13 protein-coding genes are annotated in these 18,648 nt (G+C 63.6%); 10 read left to right on the top strand and 3 right to left on the bottom strand.

From position 1 onward, the window contains the following. Positions 1-169: 169 nt before the first annotated feature. From C2L64_RS32320 to C2L64_RS32310, 3 genes are all read left to right on the top strand, one after another. Positions 170-2,779, top strand: coding sequence for a fimbria/pilus outer membrane usher protein (locus C2L64_RS32320; RefSeq protein ID WP_039901352.1), 2,610 nt, complete (start codon positions 170-172; stop codon positions 2,777-2,779). 437 nt (positions 2,780-3,216) lie between these two features. Next, entirely contained in the window at positions 3,217-4,011 is a 795-nt protein-coding gene (locus C2L64_RS32315; protein WP_158660546.1) for a fimbrial protein, read from the top strand. A 202-nt stretch (positions 4,012-4,213) separates the two neighbouring features. Further along, positions 4,214-5,815: a peptide chain release factor 3 gene (locus C2L64_RS32310; RefSeq protein ID WP_007587672.1), complete on the top strand. Its 1,602-nt coding sequence runs from the start codon at positions 4,214-4,216 to the stop codon at positions 5,813-5,815. A gap of 90 nt (positions 5,816-5,905) precedes the next feature. On the opposite strand, the gene C2L64_RS32305 is transcribed toward C2L64_RS32310, so the two are convergent. After that, a complete protein-coding gene (locus C2L64_RS32305) occupies positions 5,906-6,775 on the bottom strand; it encodes a LysR family transcriptional regulator (protein ID WP_007587670.1) in 870 nt (289 codons plus the stop codon). Positions 6,776-7,115: 340 nt separating this feature from the next. Here C2L64_RS32305 and C2L64_RS32300 point away from each other — a divergent pair, with 340 nt between their 5' ends. After that, positions 7,116-9,542: a bifunctional acetate--CoA ligase family protein/GNAT family N-acetyltransferase gene (locus C2L64_RS32300; protein WP_039901360.1), complete on the top strand. Its 2,427-nt coding sequence runs from the start codon at positions 7,116-7,118 to the stop codon at positions 9,540-9,542. A gap of 8 nt (positions 9,543-9,550) precedes the next feature. On the opposite strand, the gene C2L64_RS32295 is transcribed toward C2L64_RS32300, so the two are convergent. Both C2L64_RS32295 and C2L64_RS32290 read right to left on the bottom strand, forming a co-directional pair. Continuing rightward, a complete protein-coding gene (locus C2L64_RS32295) occupies positions 9,551-10,093 on the bottom strand; it encodes a hypothetical protein (protein ID WP_007587667.1) in 543 nt (180 codons plus the stop codon). A gap of 995 nt (positions 10,094-11,088) precedes the next feature. Further along, positions 11,089-11,889: an IclR family transcriptional regulator gene (locus C2L64_RS32290; protein ID WP_007746062.1), complete on the bottom strand. Its 801-nt coding sequence runs from the start codon at positions 11,887-11,889 to the stop codon at positions 11,089-11,091. 379 nt (positions 11,890-12,268) lie between these two features. On the opposite strand from C2L64_RS32290, the gene C2L64_RS32285 reads away from it, so the two are divergent. From C2L64_RS32285 to C2L64_RS32260, 6 genes are read left to right on the top strand one after another with little or no spacing between them, the layout of a single operon-like run. Next, a complete protein-coding gene (locus C2L64_RS32285; RefSeq protein WP_009769740.1) occupies positions 12,269-13,327 on the top strand; it encodes a sugar ABC transporter substrate-binding protein in 1,059 nt (352 codons plus the stop codon). 20 nt (positions 13,328-13,347) lie between these two features. Then, complete coding sequence (locus C2L64_RS32280) at positions 13,348-14,874, top strand: sugar ABC transporter ATP-binding protein (RefSeq protein ID WP_086910431.1); 1,527 nt, start codon at positions 13,348-13,350, stop codon at positions 14,872-14,874. Beyond that, positions 14,864-15,898: an ABC transporter permease gene (locus C2L64_RS32275; RefSeq protein WP_009769738.1), complete on the top strand. Its 1,035-nt coding sequence runs from the start codon at positions 14,864-14,866 to the stop codon at positions 15,896-15,898. The genes C2L64_RS32280 and C2L64_RS32275 overlap by 11 nt, the downstream gene beginning before the upstream one ends. A 1-nt stretch (position 15,899) precedes the next feature. Continuing rightward, positions 15,900-16,217: a UxaA family hydrolase gene (locus tag C2L64_RS32270; protein WP_009769737.1), complete on the top strand. Its 318-nt coding sequence runs from the start codon at positions 15,900-15,902 to the stop codon at positions 16,215-16,217. A 16-nt stretch (positions 16,218-16,233) separates the two neighbouring features. Then, positions 16,234-17,553: a UxaA family hydrolase gene (locus tag C2L64_RS32265; protein ID WP_176133751.1), complete on the top strand. Its 1,320-nt coding sequence runs from the start codon at positions 16,234-16,236 to the stop codon at positions 17,551-17,553. A 53-nt stretch (positions 17,554-17,606) separates the two neighbouring features. Then, positions 17,607-18,647, top strand: a complete 1,041-nt coding sequence (locus C2L64_RS32260) for an aldo/keto reductase (protein WP_009769735.1) — start codon at positions 17,607-17,609, stop codon at positions 18,645-18,647. Position 18,648 lies beyond the last annotated feature (1 nt).

Here is an 18,648-nt window from a genome sequence, read left to right as displayed (position 1 = left end):
AAAACACGGTCGCGCGATACCGCCAGGCACGCGCTGAGCCTTTGCGCGCGCGGGTCTTGGACATCTCAAAATTAGGAGTCGTCTGAGGTACTCCTATCTCGTAAATCCATAACATCGATTCATGCCTGATCGACAGGCAAAAGTTTTACTCAATCGAAGTTATCGGATCATGAAACCCTCACGCCAACGCCAATCGCAACGCCCGGCTAGTGCAACAGCCGGTTCGTTCATGCTGAATCCCGTCACGGCCGTCGTGCTGTCGGTGTTCACGATGGCGGGCTTCATGAGCGCAGGCGCCGCGTGTGCGGCCGAAGCGGTCGAATTCGATACGACTTTCCTGCAGATCGATTCGCAACGGGTCGACGTCGCGCGCCTTGGCCGCGGCAACATCGTGGCGCCCGGCGCCTATACGGTCGATATCTCGATCAACGATAACCATGTCGCGCGCGAGAGCGTGCGCTTCACCGCCGCGCATGAAGGCGAGAACGCGCGCGCCTGTCTCACGCGCAAGATGCTCGAAGCATATGGCGTCGACTTCACGAAGCTGACGAACGCAGCGGATCAGGGTGCAGACGCATGCGTCGATGTGAGCGCGAGCGTGCCGGACGCAACGGTCGAATTCGACTTCAACGAGCAGAAGCTGAACATCACGATCCCGCAGAAGTACATGCGCAATCTGGCGCGCGGCTACGTCGCGCCGGAACTCTGGGACAACGGCGTGAATGCGGGTTTCCTGAGCTACAACGCGAACGCCTACCGGACGGCGAGCGGCGGCACGCAAGCATCGCAGGAGTATCTGGGTCTGAACGCCGGCGTGAACATCGGCGCGTGGCACTTCCGGCATCAGTCGTCGGTGACGGCGGGCACGGGCCAGTCGATCCAGCTCGACAACATCGCCACCTACGTTCAGCACGACGTGACGAAGCTGCGCTCGCAGGTCACGCTCGGCGACGCGCAAACGACGGGCGACGTGTTCGACAGCATCGGATTTCGCGGCGCGCAGATCGCCACCGACGACCGCATGCTGCCCGAATCGCTGCGCGGTTATGCGCCCGTCGTGCGCGGCACGGCCGATTCGAACGCGCGCGTGACGGTGCGCCAGAATGGCCAGGTTATCTATGAAACGAACGTGTCGCCGGGACCGTTCGAAATCGGCGATCTCTACGCGACCGGCTATGGCGGCAACCTCGACATCACGGTCACGGAAGCCGATGGCCGCACGAAGCACTTCTCCGTGCCTTACGCGGCCGTTGCGCAGTCGCTGCGACCTGGCACGACGCGCTTCGCCTTCACGGCCGGTCAACTGCGCGACGAATCGTTGCAGACGAAACCGGGCTTCACGCAGTTCACGGTGCAGCGCGGGCTGACGAATCTCGTCACGCTTTACGGCGGCGCCGTCGCATCGAACGGTTATGTTGCGGCGAATCTCGGTGCGGCATTCAATACGAAGTACGGCGCGCTCGCGAGCGACCTCACGACGGCGCGTACGCAACTGCCTGGCGTCGGTGCGCAGCAAGGTCAGAGCCTGCATATCGGCTACAGCAAGTTCATCGATGCAACCAATACCAACATCGCGCTTGGCGCGTACCGGTACTCGGACAGCGGCTATCTCGGCCTCGCCGACGCCGCCCGGCTGCGCGACGCCGCGCTGCATGGCAGCGACGTCAACGCAGCCGACCGCGAACGCGGCCGTCTGCAACTGACGGTCAACCAGACGCTGAAGGATCGCGGCGCGGTGTTCGCGAACGTTTCGTCGCAGCACTACTGGAACCGGCCGGGACGCGACATGTTTTATCAGTTGGGCTACTCGAACGGCTTCAAATACGGGACCTATAGTGTTACGGCAGGCCGCACGCGCAGCGCGGACGGCACGCTGTCGAACGAAGTGATGCTGAGCACGTCGATTCCGCTCGGTCATACGCAACACTCGCCGATGCTGTCGACCAACCTCAATGCGGGCAAGGACGCATCGAGCATGCAGACCAGCCTGGGCGGTGCCGCGGGCGAGCGCAATCAGTATTCTTATAACGTGTACGACACGGTCGAGCAGGCAGCGTCGGGCGGCGTCAACGCGAGCGCCGGCGCGAGCGGCACCTGGCGTGCACCGGTTGCACAGGTGACGGCATCAGCCAGCGGCGGCGCGCATTCGGCGCAGGTCTCGGCGGGCGTGAGCGGCTCGGTCGTCGCGCATCCGGGCGGCGTGACGTTCTCGCAGACGGTTGGCGATACGTTCGGCATCGTCGAGGCGAAGGGCGCGGAAGGCGCAACGGTGTCGAGCGCGTCGGGTGTGAAGGTGGATTCGCACGGCTACGCGGTCGTGCCGTTTCTCGCGGCGTACGGGATGAACACGGTGGATATCGACCCGAAGGGTTCGTCGAGCGATGTGGAGTTCGTGTCGACGTCGGAGCGTGCGGTGCCGCGTCTCGGCTCGGTTGTCATGCTGAAGTACAAGACGGTGACGGGGCGCGCGGCGTTGATCCGCGCGCCGCAAATGGGCGGTGCACCGTTGCCGTTCGGCGCGGATGTGCTGGATGCGAACGGTAGTCACGTTGGCGTGGTCGCTCAGGACAGCCGGATCTTTGCGCGCGGTATCGAGGATAAGGGAACGCTTGTCGTGAAGCTTGGTGAAAACGAAGGCGACATCTGCCGGATTCAGTACGCATTGCCAGTGAAGGGTGATAAGGCGGATGCTTATACGTCGGTGGAAGGGCATTGCGTCACCGGTTCCTCCATCGCGCCGGTGGCAGTTGTGCCGGCGGCCGGCGCAAGCGCGGGTTAACAGAAACGGAGCCGGGCGATGTCCACGGGACCCTGCTGCCGAGAATGCGTCACGATATCCGGCGATTGTTTGACGACGATGTCGACCATGCAGAATCTTGCAGCGTGACGGCGCCGACGGTGCTGTAAAGAACAAGCGCGACAAGGCGGATTGATGAAGGGGGCAACATAATGAAACCGAACACGATTCTTGTAGTGTTGAAACTGCGGCTGCACAGCGTCCTGATGCTGGGAGCGTTCATCGTCTTGTTCGCAGCCGGCTCTCAGGCATATGCCGGGACAATTTCATGCAACGTGACGGGACAGACTAGCAATCCTCCCGCCGTGGGTGCCGCCAGCTTCGGCCGCGATGCGCCCATCGGAAGCACGACGCCGGCTTATTCGAACACCTTGAGCTTCCACTGTCCGGGTGACCCGTGTTGTGATCGAGACATATATTTGTACTTCAATGCGGCGCCGACGGCGCTCGTCGCCGGTTACAGCGACGTCTATCCGACCAATCTTTCGGGCATCGGTGTGCGATTCACCGTATCGAACGGACCTTCGACGACATGCAACAGCCTGCCGTTGACGGTGCCCAATGGTTATCGGCAGGTGGTATGTCATCAGATCTGGGCAAGTGCAACGCCCGGTTATGACTTCAACGTCACGATTTCCGCGCAGTTCGTCAAGACGGGCGCCGTTGCGCCGGGTACGCTCACCACCATACCGGCGTTGTCGATCACGAATGCCATCAACAACCAGAGCGGAACGTTTCCTTGGGGCAATGCCTTCACGGGGACGGCCAGCGGGAACTTCTCCAGCATTGCCTGTTCGGTAACCCAGTCGGCCGTCCAGGTGACGATGCCGCAGGCAAATACAAGAGATCTCGCCTCGGTTGGCGCAACGACGGGAAGCACGCCGTTCAGTCTGTCGCTGAACTGCGATCCCGGTGTGCGCGTCGCAGTGACATTATCAGACTTGACGACGCCGTCGAACCGAAGCAACACGCTTTCGTTGACTGCTGATTCGACCGCGAAAGGTATTGCCTATCAGCTCTCATATGCAGGCACGCCAATACTGTACGGGCCGGATTCGTCCGCTGCCGGTACTACGAACCAGATATCCGTGTCGTCGTCGCCGACTACGGGCGGCGTTTATTCTGTGCCGCTGAAGGCGAGCTATATCCGCACAGGCACAATGAATCCGGGGACCGCCAACGCGAAGGCCACGTTTACGATGTCCTATCAATAGTCGTCGTCTTATCCGGCCAGACGCGGCGGACTTTGCTGGCCGGCGGGGCAAGCATCGGCTCGCGCCAGCTATACTTATGGGTTGCTCCGGCACGTGTATCATCGCGGCTTCGCCGGTTTTACGGGCCTGTCAGGCATGTCGCCGCGCCCGGTTGCCGTATCGCCGCCTGCCAGAAGGGCGTGCGCCATGACCCTAATTGCCAATGTCAGTCTCCGAACTCAAACGCCGCCGCACGTTCGCGGTCATTTCCCACCCGGACGCGGGTAAAACCACGCTCACGGAAAAGCTGCTGCTGTTCTCGGGCGCGATCCAGATCGCGGGCACCGTGAAGGGCCGCAAGAGTAACCGCTACGCGACGTCCGACTGGATGGAAATCGAAAAGCAGCGCGGCATTTCCGTCGCTAGCTCGGTGATGCAGTTCGAGTACGGCAACTGCGTGATCAATCTGCTCGACACGCCGGGCCACGAAGACTTCTCGGAAGACACGTACCGCGTGCTGACGGCCGTCGATGCCGCCGTGATGGTGATCGACGGCGCGAACGGCGTCGAAGCGCAGACGCTCAAGCTGCTCGAAGTCTGCCGCAGCCGCAAGACGCCGATCGTCACGTTCATCAACAAGCTCGACCGCGAAGTGCGCGAGCCGCTCGATCTGCTCGACGAAATCGAACAGCATCTGGGTGTGTCGGCCGTGCCGTTCACCTGGCCGATCGGCATGGGCAAGGACTTCCAGGGCGTCTACGACATCCAGAACGATCAGGTGCGCGTGTTCCGCGCGGGTCAGGACACGCTTGGCGGCGAAGTCGAAACGATCCACTCGCTCGGCGACGAGGAAGGCGAACGCCGCTTCGGTCACGCCTGGGTGCGTGCGAAGGAAGAAATCGACCTGATTACGGGCGCAACGCCCTCGTTCGATCGCGACGAATTTCTCGCGGGCCAGCAGTCGCCCGTGCTGTTCGGCTCGGCGATCAACAACTTCGGCGTGAAGGAAATTCTCGACGCGCTAGTCGATCTCGCGCCGCCGCCGTCCGCGCGTCAGACGGTGCAGCGCCCGGTGCTGCCGGAAGAGCCGAAGTTCACGGGCGTCGTGTTCAAGGTGCAGGCGAACATGGACCTGGCGCACCGCGACCGCGTCGCGTTTATCCGCGTGTGCTCGGGGCGCTTCGAGCGCGGCATGGCGCTGAAGGTCACGCGCAACAACAAGACGTTCCGCGCGAATAACGTCGTGACGTTTCTGTCGCAGCGCCGCGAGACGGTCAGCGAAGCGTACGCGGGCGACATCATCGGTATTCCGAATCACGGCACGCTGAGTCTCGGCGATACGCTGACGGAAGGCGAACTGCTGCAATTCGTCGGCTTGCCGTTCTTCGCGCCGGAAATCTTCCAGACGGTCGAAGTGGTCGATCCGATGCGTTCGAAGCAGCTCGGCGAAGCACTGAAGCAACTCGGCGAAGAGGGCGCGATCCAGGTGTTCAAGCCGGTCATGGGCGGGTTGACGATTCTGGGCGCGGTTGGGCAACTGCAGTTCGAAGTGGTGTCGCACCGTCTGTCGACGGAATACAAGGTCGATGTGCGGATGGCGCCGGCGCGCTACCGGATGTCGCGCTGGGTGACCTGCGACGATGCCGCCGAGCTGCGCCGCTTCTGCGATTCCTATGCGCAGCGTATTGCCTACGATGCCGCCGATGCGCCGACGTATCTCGCGTCGCACGTCTCCGAGATCGAAGTCGCGCAAAAGGCGTGGCCGAAGATCGTGTTCAACGAACTGCGCGAACATTCGGGCGCGCCGTTCAGGAAGGCGATGTAACAGGCTGCACTTCCGCGCCGCGAAAAGAAAAAGGCCGTGTTCCAACGAACACGGCCTTTTGCTTTGAGGCCATCGGCGAATCGCGAGCCTTTATGACATCGCCAGTACCTGCTCCCGCATCCAGCTCGCGAACGCCTGCACATGTTCGAGCGTCGCATGCCGCTCGGCGATATCGAGCCAGTAGCCATAAGGGCCGCTAACCTCGATATCCGACATCGGCGCGAGGCTGCCTTCGCCCAGTTCCTCGATGATCATGTTGCGATCGACGATCGCGAGGCCAACGCCCTTGCGCGCCGCGTGGATCGCCTGTTCGAGCGTGGAGAACTCGATGCCGTTTTCCGCGTGGCGCGCGGGCAGGCCGGCCTTGTCGAGCCAGTCGGGCCAGAGGTTCAGGCGCGCGTCGTTGTGCAGCACGTGCAGCGCGGGCAGCGTTTCCAGCAGCTTGTCCAGCGGCTCGCCGCCAAGGCGAGGCGCGCCGACCAGCGTATGCCGCTCGATCATCAGCAGCTCGGAATGCGCATCGGCCAGCGCGGCGCGGCCGAAGCGGATGTTGCAGTGGCAGTCGTCAGTGGGTTCCGTGCGCACGGACAGCTCGACGTCCGGCAATTCGACAGCGAGCGAGCCGAGCCGCGGCGAAAACCATTGCGTGGCGAACGTGGGCGGCACCGACAGCACGAGCCGCCGGCGGCCTTTGGCCGTCGTGACCTGGCGCGTGCCGCGCTCGAGCGTGTCGAACGCTTCGGACACGCACGGCAGCAACTGCTGTCCCGCCTTCGTCAGACGGATGCCTTTGTGATCGCGCTCGAAAAGCTTCGCGCCAAGCGATTCTTCGAGAATCTTGATCTGCCGGCTGACGGCGCCCTGCGTGACGCACAGCGCGACGGCAGCGCGGTTGAAGCTCAAGTGCCGTGCCGTCTCTTCGAAAAAGCGCAACGCGATCAGCGAGGGCAGACGCCGCATAACTCTTCCTTCAGTCTCATCGTTCTTCTCTGTTACACCCGCATGCGCTTTCTTGACCGATGCGCGGAACAGCGGCGCGCCGGAAGCGGCGCCGCAGCCGAAAAGCCGCGCCGCGAGCCGTGGAGGCGATTCTACATGGTGCGCAGGGCGGGAGTGGGCGGACGCATGGCGCGCCTGCGCGACGGTCGAATCCGCGAGCGCTCCGTTTGGCCTGTAGCCCGCGCTAACGTCAGACGAACCCCGCCGCCTTCGACGAACCCGTCCCACAGCGCCCCGCGCATCGCCTATCCTGATGAAATCGCGCGCCTCGATCGCGCATCCACTCATTCGCGGAGCGCCCGTGACCGTACGCAATCTCGACGCGTTGTTTCGCCCGAAATCCATTGCCGTGATCGGCGCCTCGAAGCGCGAGGGCAGCACGGGCGCAATGGTCTGGAAGCGGCTGATCGAAGGCGGCTTCGACGGCCCTGTGTGGGCCGTCAATCCGAAGTACGACATGCTCGACGGCCACGCCTGCGTCGGAAACGCGGGCGATCTGCCCGACGCGCCGACCGTTGCGATCGTCTGCACGCCGCCGTCGACGTGGCCCGCCATCGTCCACGCGCTCGGCGGGCGCGGCACGCGCGCGGCGATCATCGTCGGTGAGGCGCGCTGCGATGACGACCGCGCCGACGTGCGCCACACGCTCGCCGCCGCGCGGCCGCATCTGTTGCGCATTGTCGGGCCGGGCAGCCTTGGCGTCATCACGCCCGCGCTTAAGGCGCATCTCGGCGCGCCGTCCGTGACGGTGCGCTCTGGCGGCGTCGCGTGGGTGTCGCAGTCGAACGCGTTGACCAACGCGGTGCTCGGCTGGGCACATGCACGCGGCCTGGGCTTTTCGCACGCGGTGGCGCTCGGCGACGAAGCCGACGTCGATGCCGGTGACGTCCTCGACTATCTCGCGAGCGACCCCGGCACGCGCGCGATCCTGCTCGAAGTGGATTCCGTGAAGTCGGCGCGCAAGTTCATGTCGGCGGCGCGGGCGGCGTCGCGCAACAAGCCGGTGCTGGCGTTGCGCTCGGGCCGCAGCGATCCCAACGACGCGCTCTACACGGCCGCGTTCCGCCGCGCGGGCGTGGTGCGCGTCGATGCGCTCGACGATCTGCTCGATGAAATCGAAACGCTGGGCGTGGGCCGCGTCGCGGCGGGCGCGACGGCGACGCTGATCACGAGCGACCGCGGCGTCGCGACGCTCGCCACCGACGCGTTCAAGGCCGCCGGCGACACGCTCGCGCCGTGCCCGCCAGGCGCCGTCGATGCGCTTGCGCAAGCGTTGCCGCGCGCCGTGCCCGGCAATCCGCTGCTGCTTGGCAGCGACGCGCGCGCCGAGCATTTCGGCACGGCGCTGAAGGTGCTCGCCGATCAGCGTTCGACGGGGACGGCGTTCGTCGTGCACGCGTCGACGCACGGCGCGCCCGTCGAGGAAGTCGCGCAGGCGTTGATTGCGAATCAGCGCTACGCGTATCGCGGGCTGCTGGCGTGCTTTTTTGGCGGCCTGAAGCGCGAGACGCGCGATGCGTTGCACGAGCACGGCATACCCGTGCACACCACGCCGCAGCGGCTCGCGCGCGCGTTCGAGCGTCTCGTCGAGTATCGGCTCGTGCGCGAGCTGTTGATGCAGACGCCCGAAGGTCAAGCCGCACGCGTGCCAGAAGCGATCGATGCCGCGCAGGCGCAGGCATGCGCGGCGCTCTCGTCGGGCGTGACGCTACTCGAAGGCGACGACGCGGCGCGGCTGCTCGCGCACTTCGGCGTGCGCACGGTGCCTGAAGAAGCGCGTGACGGTGCCGTCGTCGATATCACGGTCGAGCTGCGCGACGACGCCAACTTCGGCCCAGTGTTCCGTTTCACAGCGCCGCCCGAGCACGACGAAGCGCGCCCGATGTGCGTGTTCGGGCTGCCGCCGCTGAACCCTGTGCTATCGGACGACATCCTGTCGAACTCGGCGTATTCGCGCGAAGTCGCACCCGAGCCCGTTCTGACTACGCTGACGTCGATCTCGCAGGCGGTGTCGGAGATACGCGAGATCGTTTCGCTGAAGCTTGCGCTGCGCGTGATGAGAAACGGCGCGGCGGTCGTTGCGCCGCGTCTGTGGCTGTCGGCGAACCGCACGCGCTTCGCGATCATGCCGTATCCGCGGCGCTATGAAGAGACGCTCGACTGGCGTGGCCAGCGCATCACGGTGCGACCCATTCGACCGGAAGACGAAGCGGCGCATCGGGATTTCGTCGAATCGATGACGCCCGACGATCTGCGCCTGCGCTTTTTTGGCGCGGTTGGCAGCTTCGATCATTCGCAGCTCGCGCGCATGACGCAGATTGACTACGACCGCGAGATGGCGCTGATCGCGACGACACAGAACGAGGACGGTTCAACGCACACGCTTGGCGTCGTGCGTGCCGTCGCGGACCCGGACAACGAAACGGCCGAGTTCGCGATGGCTGTGCGTTCGGATCAGAAGGGCAAGGGGCTAGGGCGTCTGTTGATGGAGCGGATCATCGCGTATTCGCGCTCGCGCGGCACTCACTGGATCATCGGCGAGGCGTTGCGCGAGAACTCGGCGATGATCGGGCTGGCGACGGCTGTCGGCTTCACGACGACGCGTACGGAGGACCCGGGCGTGGTCGGCTTCCGGATGGCGCTCGATCAGCCGGATGAACGGGGCGCCGTGGGGTTCGGCGCGTCGCCTGCGTGTTCTGCCTCTGCCTCGACGAATACGCGTAGCTGAGCGTGTGTTTAAGCCGCGAGCTTCATCGCTGCCGCGTCTACCTGTTCGCGTGACACGGAGAGTTCCTCGAGCCACTCGGGAGCGTACGTCGCGCCTGTTTCGCGTTCGAGGCGGGCAATCGTTGCTGCGCAGCGCACTGCGTCCTTCGGTGTCGCGATGAACAGTTTCACCGATTGTCCTGCCGTGAAGGCTTCGAACAGCGGTACGCGGACTTCGTCGGGCAGCGCGCGTGTCCATTGATATGGCTTGCCGTTGAACGTGACTGTCGGCGGCAGCATGCGTTCTTTCTTTGCGGCAGGAATCAGGCCGAAGTTGCGGGCGGCGTCGCCGATCTGATCGGCCGAGAAGAGTTCGTCGGGCGAGATGTCGAATTGCGTGATGAAGGTTTCGATCTGCTTCATTGCAGCGGACCGGTCGTCGCGTTTTTGCTGTGCGCGCGAGACGATTTCACGGAGTTCGTCGGCTTCTTCGCTTGTGATGATGAAGCTTGTCTGCTTCTGCTGGAGTTCGGAAAAACGCTGGAATTCGAGGTCGGACAGAAGTTTGGCCATAAAGGTTTGGGTTGCGCGTGGGCGCAAGGGGATTTTGGAGGTTTGGGAAGGGGCGACATTCTATCGCATTGGGGTTGGGGGGATGCCGTTTGGGGTTTGGTGTTTTGCGCTGGCATCTGCGTTTTGTCGTCGTGGCGCGGCCGGTTTGGTTTGCTTGTGTTTTCGCTGGCATCCGCGTTATGCCTTCGTGCTTCACGCGTCGCCCCTGTGCGGGGCGGCACCTACTTTTCTTTGCCGCCGCAAAGAAAAGTAGGCAAAAGAAAGCGGCTCACACCGCCAGTTCTTGTATTTGCCTGAGGGCCCCCCAACTGGTCCCACACTTCACACGGCAACGTCCTTGTTCGCGTTCGTTGCCAACGCTTTGAATACACGCCTCACCCACTTCAAACACCCGAACAAGAGCTAGCGGCAGCGAATGGTTTGCGCCGCCCAGGTGGCAAACTATGTGTAGGTTGTCGCGACGTACACGTTAGCGCTCTTACATGGTGGGACGCGTGCGCTATCGGTCCGGAGTGAGACGTGTGTGGCGCGACGGCCTACACACAGTTTGCCACCTGGGCGACGGAGGAGTATCTGGCGCGGCACGCTGCGACGCGGGCGCGCGAAGCGGGTGATGCGCACCGCAAGAGCGCTGGCAACGAACATGAGTCACGTGGTTGCCGTGTGAAGCGTAGGACCGGTTGGGGGCCCTCAGGCAAACACAAGAATTAGCGGTGTGAGCCGCTTTCTTTTGCCTACTTTTCTTTGCGGCGGCAAAGAAAAGTAGGTGCCGCCCCGCACAGGGGCGACGCCTGAAGCACGAAGGCAATACGCGGATGCCAGCGCAAAGACCAGCAAACCAAACCGGCCGCGCCACGACGACAAAACGCAAATGCCAGCGAAAACACAAGCAAACCAAACCGGCCGCGCCACGAAGACAAAACACGGATGCAGCGCAAAGGCCAGAACAACCAAAACGCCCGCGCCGCGCAACCGCAAGAACAGAAAAAACCAAACTACGACCCCGACCTCACCTCAGGCTCAGCAAACATCGACAACCCCTGCACAATCTCCCGCAACATCTGCGTAACCTGATCCAGCGAAGGCGCCACATACTCATCAATCCGCTTAAGAAAAGGACAAGTCATCGCAGCAATCGCCTGCCCTGACGCCGTCAGCACAGGAAAAGTCAAATCGGTGACACCAAAAATCTGCTGACTGTCCTTCTGCGAAAACCCAGCCGCGCGAATGGTCTCGCACGCGCCTTCGAGCGCGCCATGATCGATCGTCACTTCGCCTTTGACCTTGGTGTGCTCGGCGAGCATATGCTCCCGCTGCTCAGGCGTTTGAAAGGCCAACATCGTGCGCCCCGAACTCGTATCGATCAAACCCACCCGCGACCCGAGCCGCACGGAAATGCCCCAAGTGCCAGGCCCATCCACCTGCGCGATCACAAGCAGATTGCCACGGTCGTAGACAGCAAGATGACACGACTGCTCAGCATCAGCAGCAAAGCGCTGCATCAACGGTAACGCCTCGGAAATCAGCCGGTTCATCGGCGGATGCCGATGCGCAAGCGCATACAGCTTCAGGCTCAGCGAATACCGGTCGCCCCCCGCCGACCGCACCACATACTGACGCGCCACCAGCCGCTCCAGCATCCGGTACATCTCGCTCGCATTGCGCCCCAGCAGCTTCGTGATCTCGGCGCGCGTCAAGCCGCTCTTCTGCTCGGCAAGCAGCTCGAGTATGTCCAGACCCTTGTCCAGCGCAGGCGCGCGATATCGGTCGGCGTCGTCCTTGTCTTCTACATCCATCGTCGGCAGTCGGTTCGTGTTTGACGTTCGCATTTGATTATCGGCTGTCAGAGGACTGTCACACAGGGCGCATGGCTCCAGGGAAAACACCCACGCCTGTCACGTTGACTTGTCAATATTCGTATATGAATAATACGTTCATTGGTGAATGCATGCACCAATGCCCATAAGAAAGTGAAAGGTCGATGCACCCGGTTCGCCGGTTCCTCTTCCCACAACGCAGACGGATGCAGGCATAAGAAGCCGCTTCCGTCGAGTGCACTGACGTGCATGGGATGGGCGTGAGCGCTAAAGCGCTAACTCCCATCGACCGCACTTGACGTGCATGGGATGGGAGTAAGCGCTGAAGCGCTAACTCCCATCGACACAGGAGACAAGCATGGGTTTCGCCAAGGAGCCGCGCGCGGCTCGCCGTTTCGTTCAGAACGCGCTGACGGCCGCCGTGGCCGCGACGTGCATCGCAGGCATCGCGGGCATCACGTTCAGCACGGCCGCGCAGGCGGCTGACACAGGCAAGGTCGGTCTCGGCCTGCCGCTTCTCACGTCGCCGTTCTGGCAGTCGTACAACAACTATCTGCCGAAGTACGCGAAGGAAATGGGCATCGACATCCTCGCGCCCGTCAATTCGAACAACGATCCCGCGCAGCAGATCACCGACATGAACAACATGGTGAATCTGGGCGCGAAGGGCATCGTCGTCGGGCCGATCGATTCGGCGGCGATCAGCCGCGCGCTCGACTCGGCATCGGCGAAGAACGTGGCCGTGGTCGCCGTCGACGTCGCGCCGACGCAAGGCAAGGTCGCGATGGTCGTGCGCGCCGACAACCGCGCGTACGGCACGAATGCGTGCAAGTACATCGGCGAGCACGTGAAGTCGGGCAAGGTCGTGCAGATCATGGGCGATCTGGCGTCCGTCAACGGACGCGACCGTTCGGAAGCATTCCGCGCGTGCCTGAAGAACTATCCGGCGCTGTCGCTGCTGGAGATTCCGGCAGGCTGGAAGGGCGATGTCGCGGCGAGTTCGCTGGATAGCCTGTTGACCGCGAATTCCGATGTGAAGGCGATCTACATGCAGGCGGGCGGCGTCTATCTGTCGCCGACGCTGCAGACGCTGCGCCGCAAGCAGATGCTGTTTCCCGCAGGCGACGCGAAGCATGTCGTGATCGTCAGCAACGACGGTATTCCGCAAGAGTTCGACGCGATCCGCAAGGGCGAAATCGACGCGACCATTTCGCAGCCCGCCGATCTGTACGCGAAGTACGGCCTGTACTACATGAAGGCCGCGCTCGCCGGGCAGACGTTCAAGCCGGGTCCGACCGATCACGGCAGCAACATCGTGCAGTTGCAACCCGGTGTGCTCGAAGACCAGCTGCCCGCGCCGCTCGTGACGAAGGCGAATGTCGACGACAAGAACCTTTGGGGCAACACGCTCAAATGAGCGCCTAAGTGAGCGAGCACATGACCCACGACGCGAACGCATCCACGCGCGCGGTCGTCGAGGCGCTTGGTGTAGGCAAGCGCTTCGGCAGCCACGCGGCGCTGAGAGACGTCAGCATGCGCGTGCTGCCCGGCGAGTCGCATGCGCTCGTCGGGCGCAACGGCGCGGGAAAATCGACGCTAGTGTCGATTCTCACCGGCCTGCGCAAGTCCGACACGGGCGAAGTGCGATTCGGCGGCGAGCTTGCGCCGCCCATCGCCGACCGCGACGCGTGGCGCGAGCGCGTCGCGTGCGTCTATCAGCATTCGACGATCATCCGTGAGCTGTCCGTCGCGGAGAATCTGTTCATCAACCGGCAGCAGACGCGCAACGGCGTGATCGACTGGCGCGCGATGCGTCGCGATGCGCGCGCGTTGCTCGATCACTGGAAGATCGACGTGCGCGAAGACGCGCGCGCCGGCGACCTCACCGTCGAAGCGCGGCAGCTCGTCGAGATCGCGCGGGCGCTGTCGTATGGCGCGCGCTTCATCATTCTCGATGAACCGACGGCGCAGCTCGACGGTGATGAAATCAAGCGGCTCTTCAGGCGCATCGAGGAGTTGCAGCGCGAAGGCGTGACGTTCCTGTTCATCTCGCATCACTTGCAGGAGGTGTACGAGATTTGCCAGGCCGTCACCGTGTTGCGCGATGCAAGGCATATTGTCAGCGCGCCTGTGTCGGCGTTGCCGCGCGAGCAGCTGATCGAAGCGATGACGGGCGAGCGCGGCGGCCTCAATGTCACCGACGCGGCTTCGCGCCAACCGCTGCCCGCCGCGACGGCCGTTGCGTTGCAAGTCGAAGCACTCACGGGCGCGGACTACGAGGACGTCACGTTCGCCGTGAAGCGCGGCGAAGTCGTGGGACTCACGGGCGCGACGAGCAGCGGACGCACGAGCGTCGCCGAAGCAATCGCGGGGCTGCGCAAGCCGCAGCGCGGCGGCATCCGCGTCGACGGCGAAGCGTTGCCGCTCGGCGACGTGCCCGCTGCATTGAAGCGCGGCATCGGCTGCGTGCCGAAAGACCGTCATCACGAAGGGCTGGTGCTCACGCAATCGGTTGCGGAAAACGCGTCGATGACGATCGCGCGCATGCTCGGCAAGTTCGGCATCGCGCCGCCCGCAAAGAAGAACGCATTCGGCAAGAAGATGATCGACGCGCTCGGCATCGCTACGCAGGGGCCGGAGCAGGCCGTGTCGGGTCTGTCGGGCGGCAATCAGCAGAAGGTCGTGATGGCCCGCGCGTTGGCGACCGATCCCGACGTGCTCGTGCTGATCGATCCGACGGCGGGCGTCGACGTGAAATCGAAAGAAGCGCTGTTGGCCGTTGTCGATCGCGTGCGCGAGGAGGGCAAGTCGGTGATCGTCGCATCGGGCGAACTGGACGATCTGCGCGTCTGCGACCGCGTGCTCGTGATGTTCCGTGGCCGCATCGCGGCCGAGTTTCCGGCAGGTTGGGAAGACAACGATCTGATCGCATCCGTTGAAGGAGTCAGTCTCCATGAAGAATAGTGTGCCTGCGTTTGCGTCGGCTCAATCGGCTCAAGGAATGGGCTCGGGCGCCGCGCGTCCGCGCATCGAGATCGCGCGTTTGCGCGATCTCGCCTTGGTGCCCGCGCTCGCGTTGCTGATCGTGATCGGCGCGTTCGTCAGCCCGAGCTTTCTGACGAAGGCGAATCTGATCAGCGTGCTGGGCGCGTCGGCCGCATTGGCGCTCGTCGTGCTCGCCGAATCGCTGATCGTGCTAACAGGCAAGTTCGATCTTTCGCTCGAATCGACGGTCGGCATCGCGCCCGCTGTCGGCGCGATGCTCGTGATGCCCGCGGCCTCGGCGGGTTTCGGGTTCGAATGGCCGGCTGCGGCTGGCCTGCTCGCGATCCTCGTGGTCGGAGCAGTGATCGGTTTCATCAACGGCTTTCTGGTCGTGCGGCTGCGCCTGAACGCGTTCATCGTCACGCTCGCGATGCTGATCGTGCTGCGCGGCATGCTGGTCGGCGCGACGAAGGGCGGCACGCTGTTCGACATGCCGCCGTCGTTCTTCGAACTCGCGACGACGATCGTGCTCGGTCTGCCGTTGTCGGTGTGGCTGGCTGCCGTGGCGTTCGGCATCGCCGCGTTCATGCTGCGCTATCACCGCCTGGGTCGCGCGCTGTATGCGATCGGCGGCAATCCGGAAGCGGCGCGCGCGGCGGGCATTCGCGTCGAGCGCATCACGTGGGGCGTGTTCGTGCTCGGCAGCGTGCTCGCTTCGATTGGCGGCCTCGTCGTCACGGGCTATGTCGGCGCGATCAACGCGAACCAGGGCAACGGCATGATCTTCACCGTGTTCGCGGCGGCCGTGATCGGCGGTATTTCACTCGATGGCGGCAAGGGCACGATGCTCGGCGCGCTGTCTGGCGTGCTGCTGCTCGGTGTCGTGCAGAACCTGCTGACGCTCGCGCAGGTGCCGTCGTTCTGGATTCAGGCGATCTACGGCGCGATCATTCTCGGCTCGCTGATGGTGGCGCGCCTTGCCAGCGGCGAAGGACAAAACTGACATGACGCACATGACGGATCACCGCCTGATTCTGCTGAGTCCCGAAGACAACTGCCTGATCGCTGGCGCGCGGCTCGAAGCCGGCACGCAGATCGAGATCGAAGGCGAGCACGTGACGCTCGCGAAGACGATCGAGCTCGGCCACAAGGTCGCGCGCCGTGCACTGCGCAGCGAAGAGAAAGTGCTGCGTTACGGCGCGGTGATCGGCCACGTGACGACGGATGTCGCGCGCGGCGAGCATCTGCATACGCACAACCTCGAAAGCGATTACCTGCCCACTTATACACACGACGCAGGCCACGCATTCGTCCATCACTGACGCGGGCCAACAGAACATGACCGACATTTCCGTAGCAAATACCGCGCAATCAGCAATGCTGCCCATGCTGCAAGGCTATCCGCGCAGCGATGGACGCAAGGGCATCCGCAACGTGGTCGCCGTCGCCTATCTGGTCGAATGCGCGCATCACGTCGCGCGCGAGATCGTTGCGCAGTTCCGCCCTTCGTTCGATGCGTTCGACGATCTTTCCGCAGAGCTGGAAGCGCCTGTTCATCTGATCGGCTTTCCGGGCTGCTATCCGAACAGCTACGCCGAAAAGATGATGGAGCAACTGACGACGCATCCGAATGTCGGCGCGGTGCTGTTCGTGTCGCTCGGTTGCGAGAGCATGAACAAGCATTATCTCGTCGATGTGGTGCGCGCGAGCGGCCGCCCGGTGCACGTGCTGACGATCCAGGAAAAAGGCGGTACGCGCAGCACGATTCAATACGGCGTCGACTGGGTGCGCGAAGCGCGCAGCGAACTCGCGAAGCAAAAGAAAGTGCCGATGGCGCTGTCCGAACTCGTGATCGGCACGATTTGCGGCGGCTCGGACGGCACGAGCGGCATCACGGCGAATCCCGCCGTGGGCCGCGCATTCGATCACTTCATCGAGCATGACGCGACTTGCATCTTCGAAGAGACGGGCGAGCTGGTCGGCTGCGAGTTTCATATGAAAAGCCGCGCAGCGCGCGACGATCTCGGCGATGAAATCGTTGCTTGCGTCGCGAAGGCCGCGCGCTATTACTCGATACTCGGCCACGGCAGCTTTGCTGTCGGCAACGCGGACGGTGGATTGACGACGCAGGAAGAGAAGTCCCTCGGCGCGTATGCGAAGAGCGGCGCGTCGCCGATCGTCGGCATCGTGAAGCCCGGCGATGTGCCGCCCACAGGCGGCCTCTATCTGCTCGACGTCGTGCCTGACGGCGAGCCGCGCTTCGGCTTTCCGAACATCAGCGACAACGCCGAGATCGCGGAACTGATCGCGTGCGGCGCGCATGTGATTTTGTTTACGACGGGGCGCGGCTCCGTGGTCGGCTCGGCGATTTCGCCCGTCATCAAGGTCTGCGCGAATCCGAATACTTACCGGAACCTGTCCGGCGACATGGATGTCGACGCAGGGCGTATCCTTGAAGGCCGCGCGACACTCGACGAAGTGGGCCGCGAAGTGTTTGACGTCACACTCGCTGTCGCGCAGGGCGCGGCGTCGAAATCGGAGTCGCTCGGGCATCAGGAGTTTATCCTTACGTACAAAACGTTCGAGCCCGTCGGTCCGGCGTGCCTGCCGTCGAATGCGGCGTTGCCGCATCGGGTGGTCAGCGTGGCCGCGCAGTGAGCGTTGCGGTGAGCGCTGGGTTGAACATAAAACACAACATGGAGAGCGAGACGATGACGGACGCGGCGGGTTCAAACGTGCGCAAGAGGCGCCGCATCGGCGGCCGCGCGCTCGAAGTCACAGGTCTGGGGCTCGGCACCGCGCCGCTCGGCGGACTGTATCGCGACCTTTCCGATGAAGAAGCGTTCGGCGCGGTTCAGGCCGCGTGGGACGCGGGCGTGCGCTTTTTCGACACCGCGCCGCACTACGGACACACGAAAGCTGAGCATCGCCTTGGCGATGCGCTGCGGCGTTATCCGCGCAACGAGTTCGTGCTGTCGACCAAGGTCGGCCGTCACTTCGTGCCGCGCAAGCATCCGTATGACGGCAGCGAAGGCTGGCAAAATCCGCTGCCGTTCGAAGCGATCTACGACTACACGCACGACGGCATTCTGCGTTCGTTCGAAGACAGCCAGCAGCGCATGGGCATCGTCGATATCGACATTCTGCTCATTCACGACATCGGCGTCGTCACGCATGGCGAGCGCAACGCGCACTACTGGCAACAGCTCACGCAAGGCGGCGGCTTTCGCGCGCTCGACGATCTGCGCTCGCAAGGCGCTGTGAAAGCCGTCGGTCTCGGCGTCAACGAAGGCGCGGCGATCCTCGACGTGATGCGCGAATTCGACATCGATTGCGCGTTGCTCGCGGGCCGCTACACGCTGCTCGAACAGGCGACACTCAACGACCTGCTGCCCGAATGCGAAAAGCGCAACGTCAGCATTCTGTTGGGCGGCGCGTTCAATTCGGGGATTCTCGCGCGCGGCGTCGAAGGCGATCTGAAGTTCAACTATGGCGAGGCGCCGAAGGAAGTGATCGAGCGCGTCGCGCGTCTGGAAGCGGTGTGCAAGGTGCATGGCGTGCCGCTGGCTGCCGCCGCGTTGCAGTTTCCGTATGCGCACCCCGCCATCGCGACGGTGCTGACGGGCGCGCGCAACGCGGGCGAACTGCGCGAGAATGTGGCTTCGTTCGACAAGCCGATTCCCGCCGAACTCTGGCAGGCGCTGCGCGGCAAAGGCTTGCTCGATCCACGCGCGCCCGTGCCGAAGGACTAGC

Origin of the sequence: Paraburkholderia hospita, from assembly GCF_002902965.1 — a bacterium.
Taxonomy (GTDB): Bacteria; Pseudomonadota; Gammaproteobacteria; order Burkholderiales; family Burkholderiaceae; genus Paraburkholderia; species Paraburkholderia hospita.
This window is presented reverse-complemented; position numbering and strand designations above follow the sequence as displayed.

What these genes read in the sequence shown, in the direction of transcription:
- C2L64_RS32320 (WP_039901352.1), top strand. Translation starts at nt 170, where the DNA reads ATGAAACCCTCACGCCAACGCCAATCGCAACGCCCGGCTAGTGCAACA.
- C2L64_RS32310 (WP_007587672.1), top strand. Translation starts at nt 4,214, where the DNA reads ATGTCAGTCTCCGAACTCAAACGCCGCCGCACGTTCGCGGTCATTTCC.
- C2L64_RS32305 (WP_007587670.1), bottom strand. Translation starts at nt 6,775, where the DNA reads ATGCGGCGTCTGCCCTCGCTGATCGCGTTGCGCTTTTTCGAAGAGACG.
- C2L64_RS32295 (WP_007587667.1), bottom strand. Translation starts at nt 10,093, where the DNA reads ATGGCCAAACTTCTGTCCGACCTCGAATTCCAGCGTTTTTCCGAACTC.
- C2L64_RS32290 (WP_007746062.1), bottom strand. Translation starts at nt 11,889, where the DNA reads ATGGATGTAGAAGACAAGGACGACGCCGACCGATATCGCGCGCCTGCG.
- C2L64_RS32285 (WP_009769740.1), top strand. Translation starts at nt 12,269, where the DNA reads ATGGGTTTCGCCAAGGAGCCGCGCGCGGCTCGCCGTTTCGTTCAGAAC.
- C2L64_RS32280 (WP_086910431.1), top strand. Translation starts at nt 13,348, where the DNA reads ATGACCCACGACGCGAACGCATCCACGCGCGCGGTCGTCGAGGCGCTT.
- C2L64_RS32275 (WP_009769738.1), top strand. Translation starts at nt 14,864, where the DNA reads ATGAAGAATAGTGTGCCTGCGTTTGCGTCGGCTCAATCGGCTCAAGGA.
- C2L64_RS32270 (WP_009769737.1), top strand. Translation starts at nt 15,900, where the DNA reads ATGACGCACATGACGGATCACCGCCTGATTCTGCTGAGTCCCGAAGAC.
- C2L64_RS32265 (WP_176133751.1), top strand. Translation starts at nt 16,234, where the DNA reads ATGACCGACATTTCCGTAGCAAATACCGCGCAATCAGCAATGCTGCCC.
- C2L64_RS32260 (WP_009769735.1), top strand. Translation starts at nt 17,607, where the DNA reads ATGACGGACGCGGCGGGTTCAAACGTGCGCAAGAGGCGCCGCATCGGC.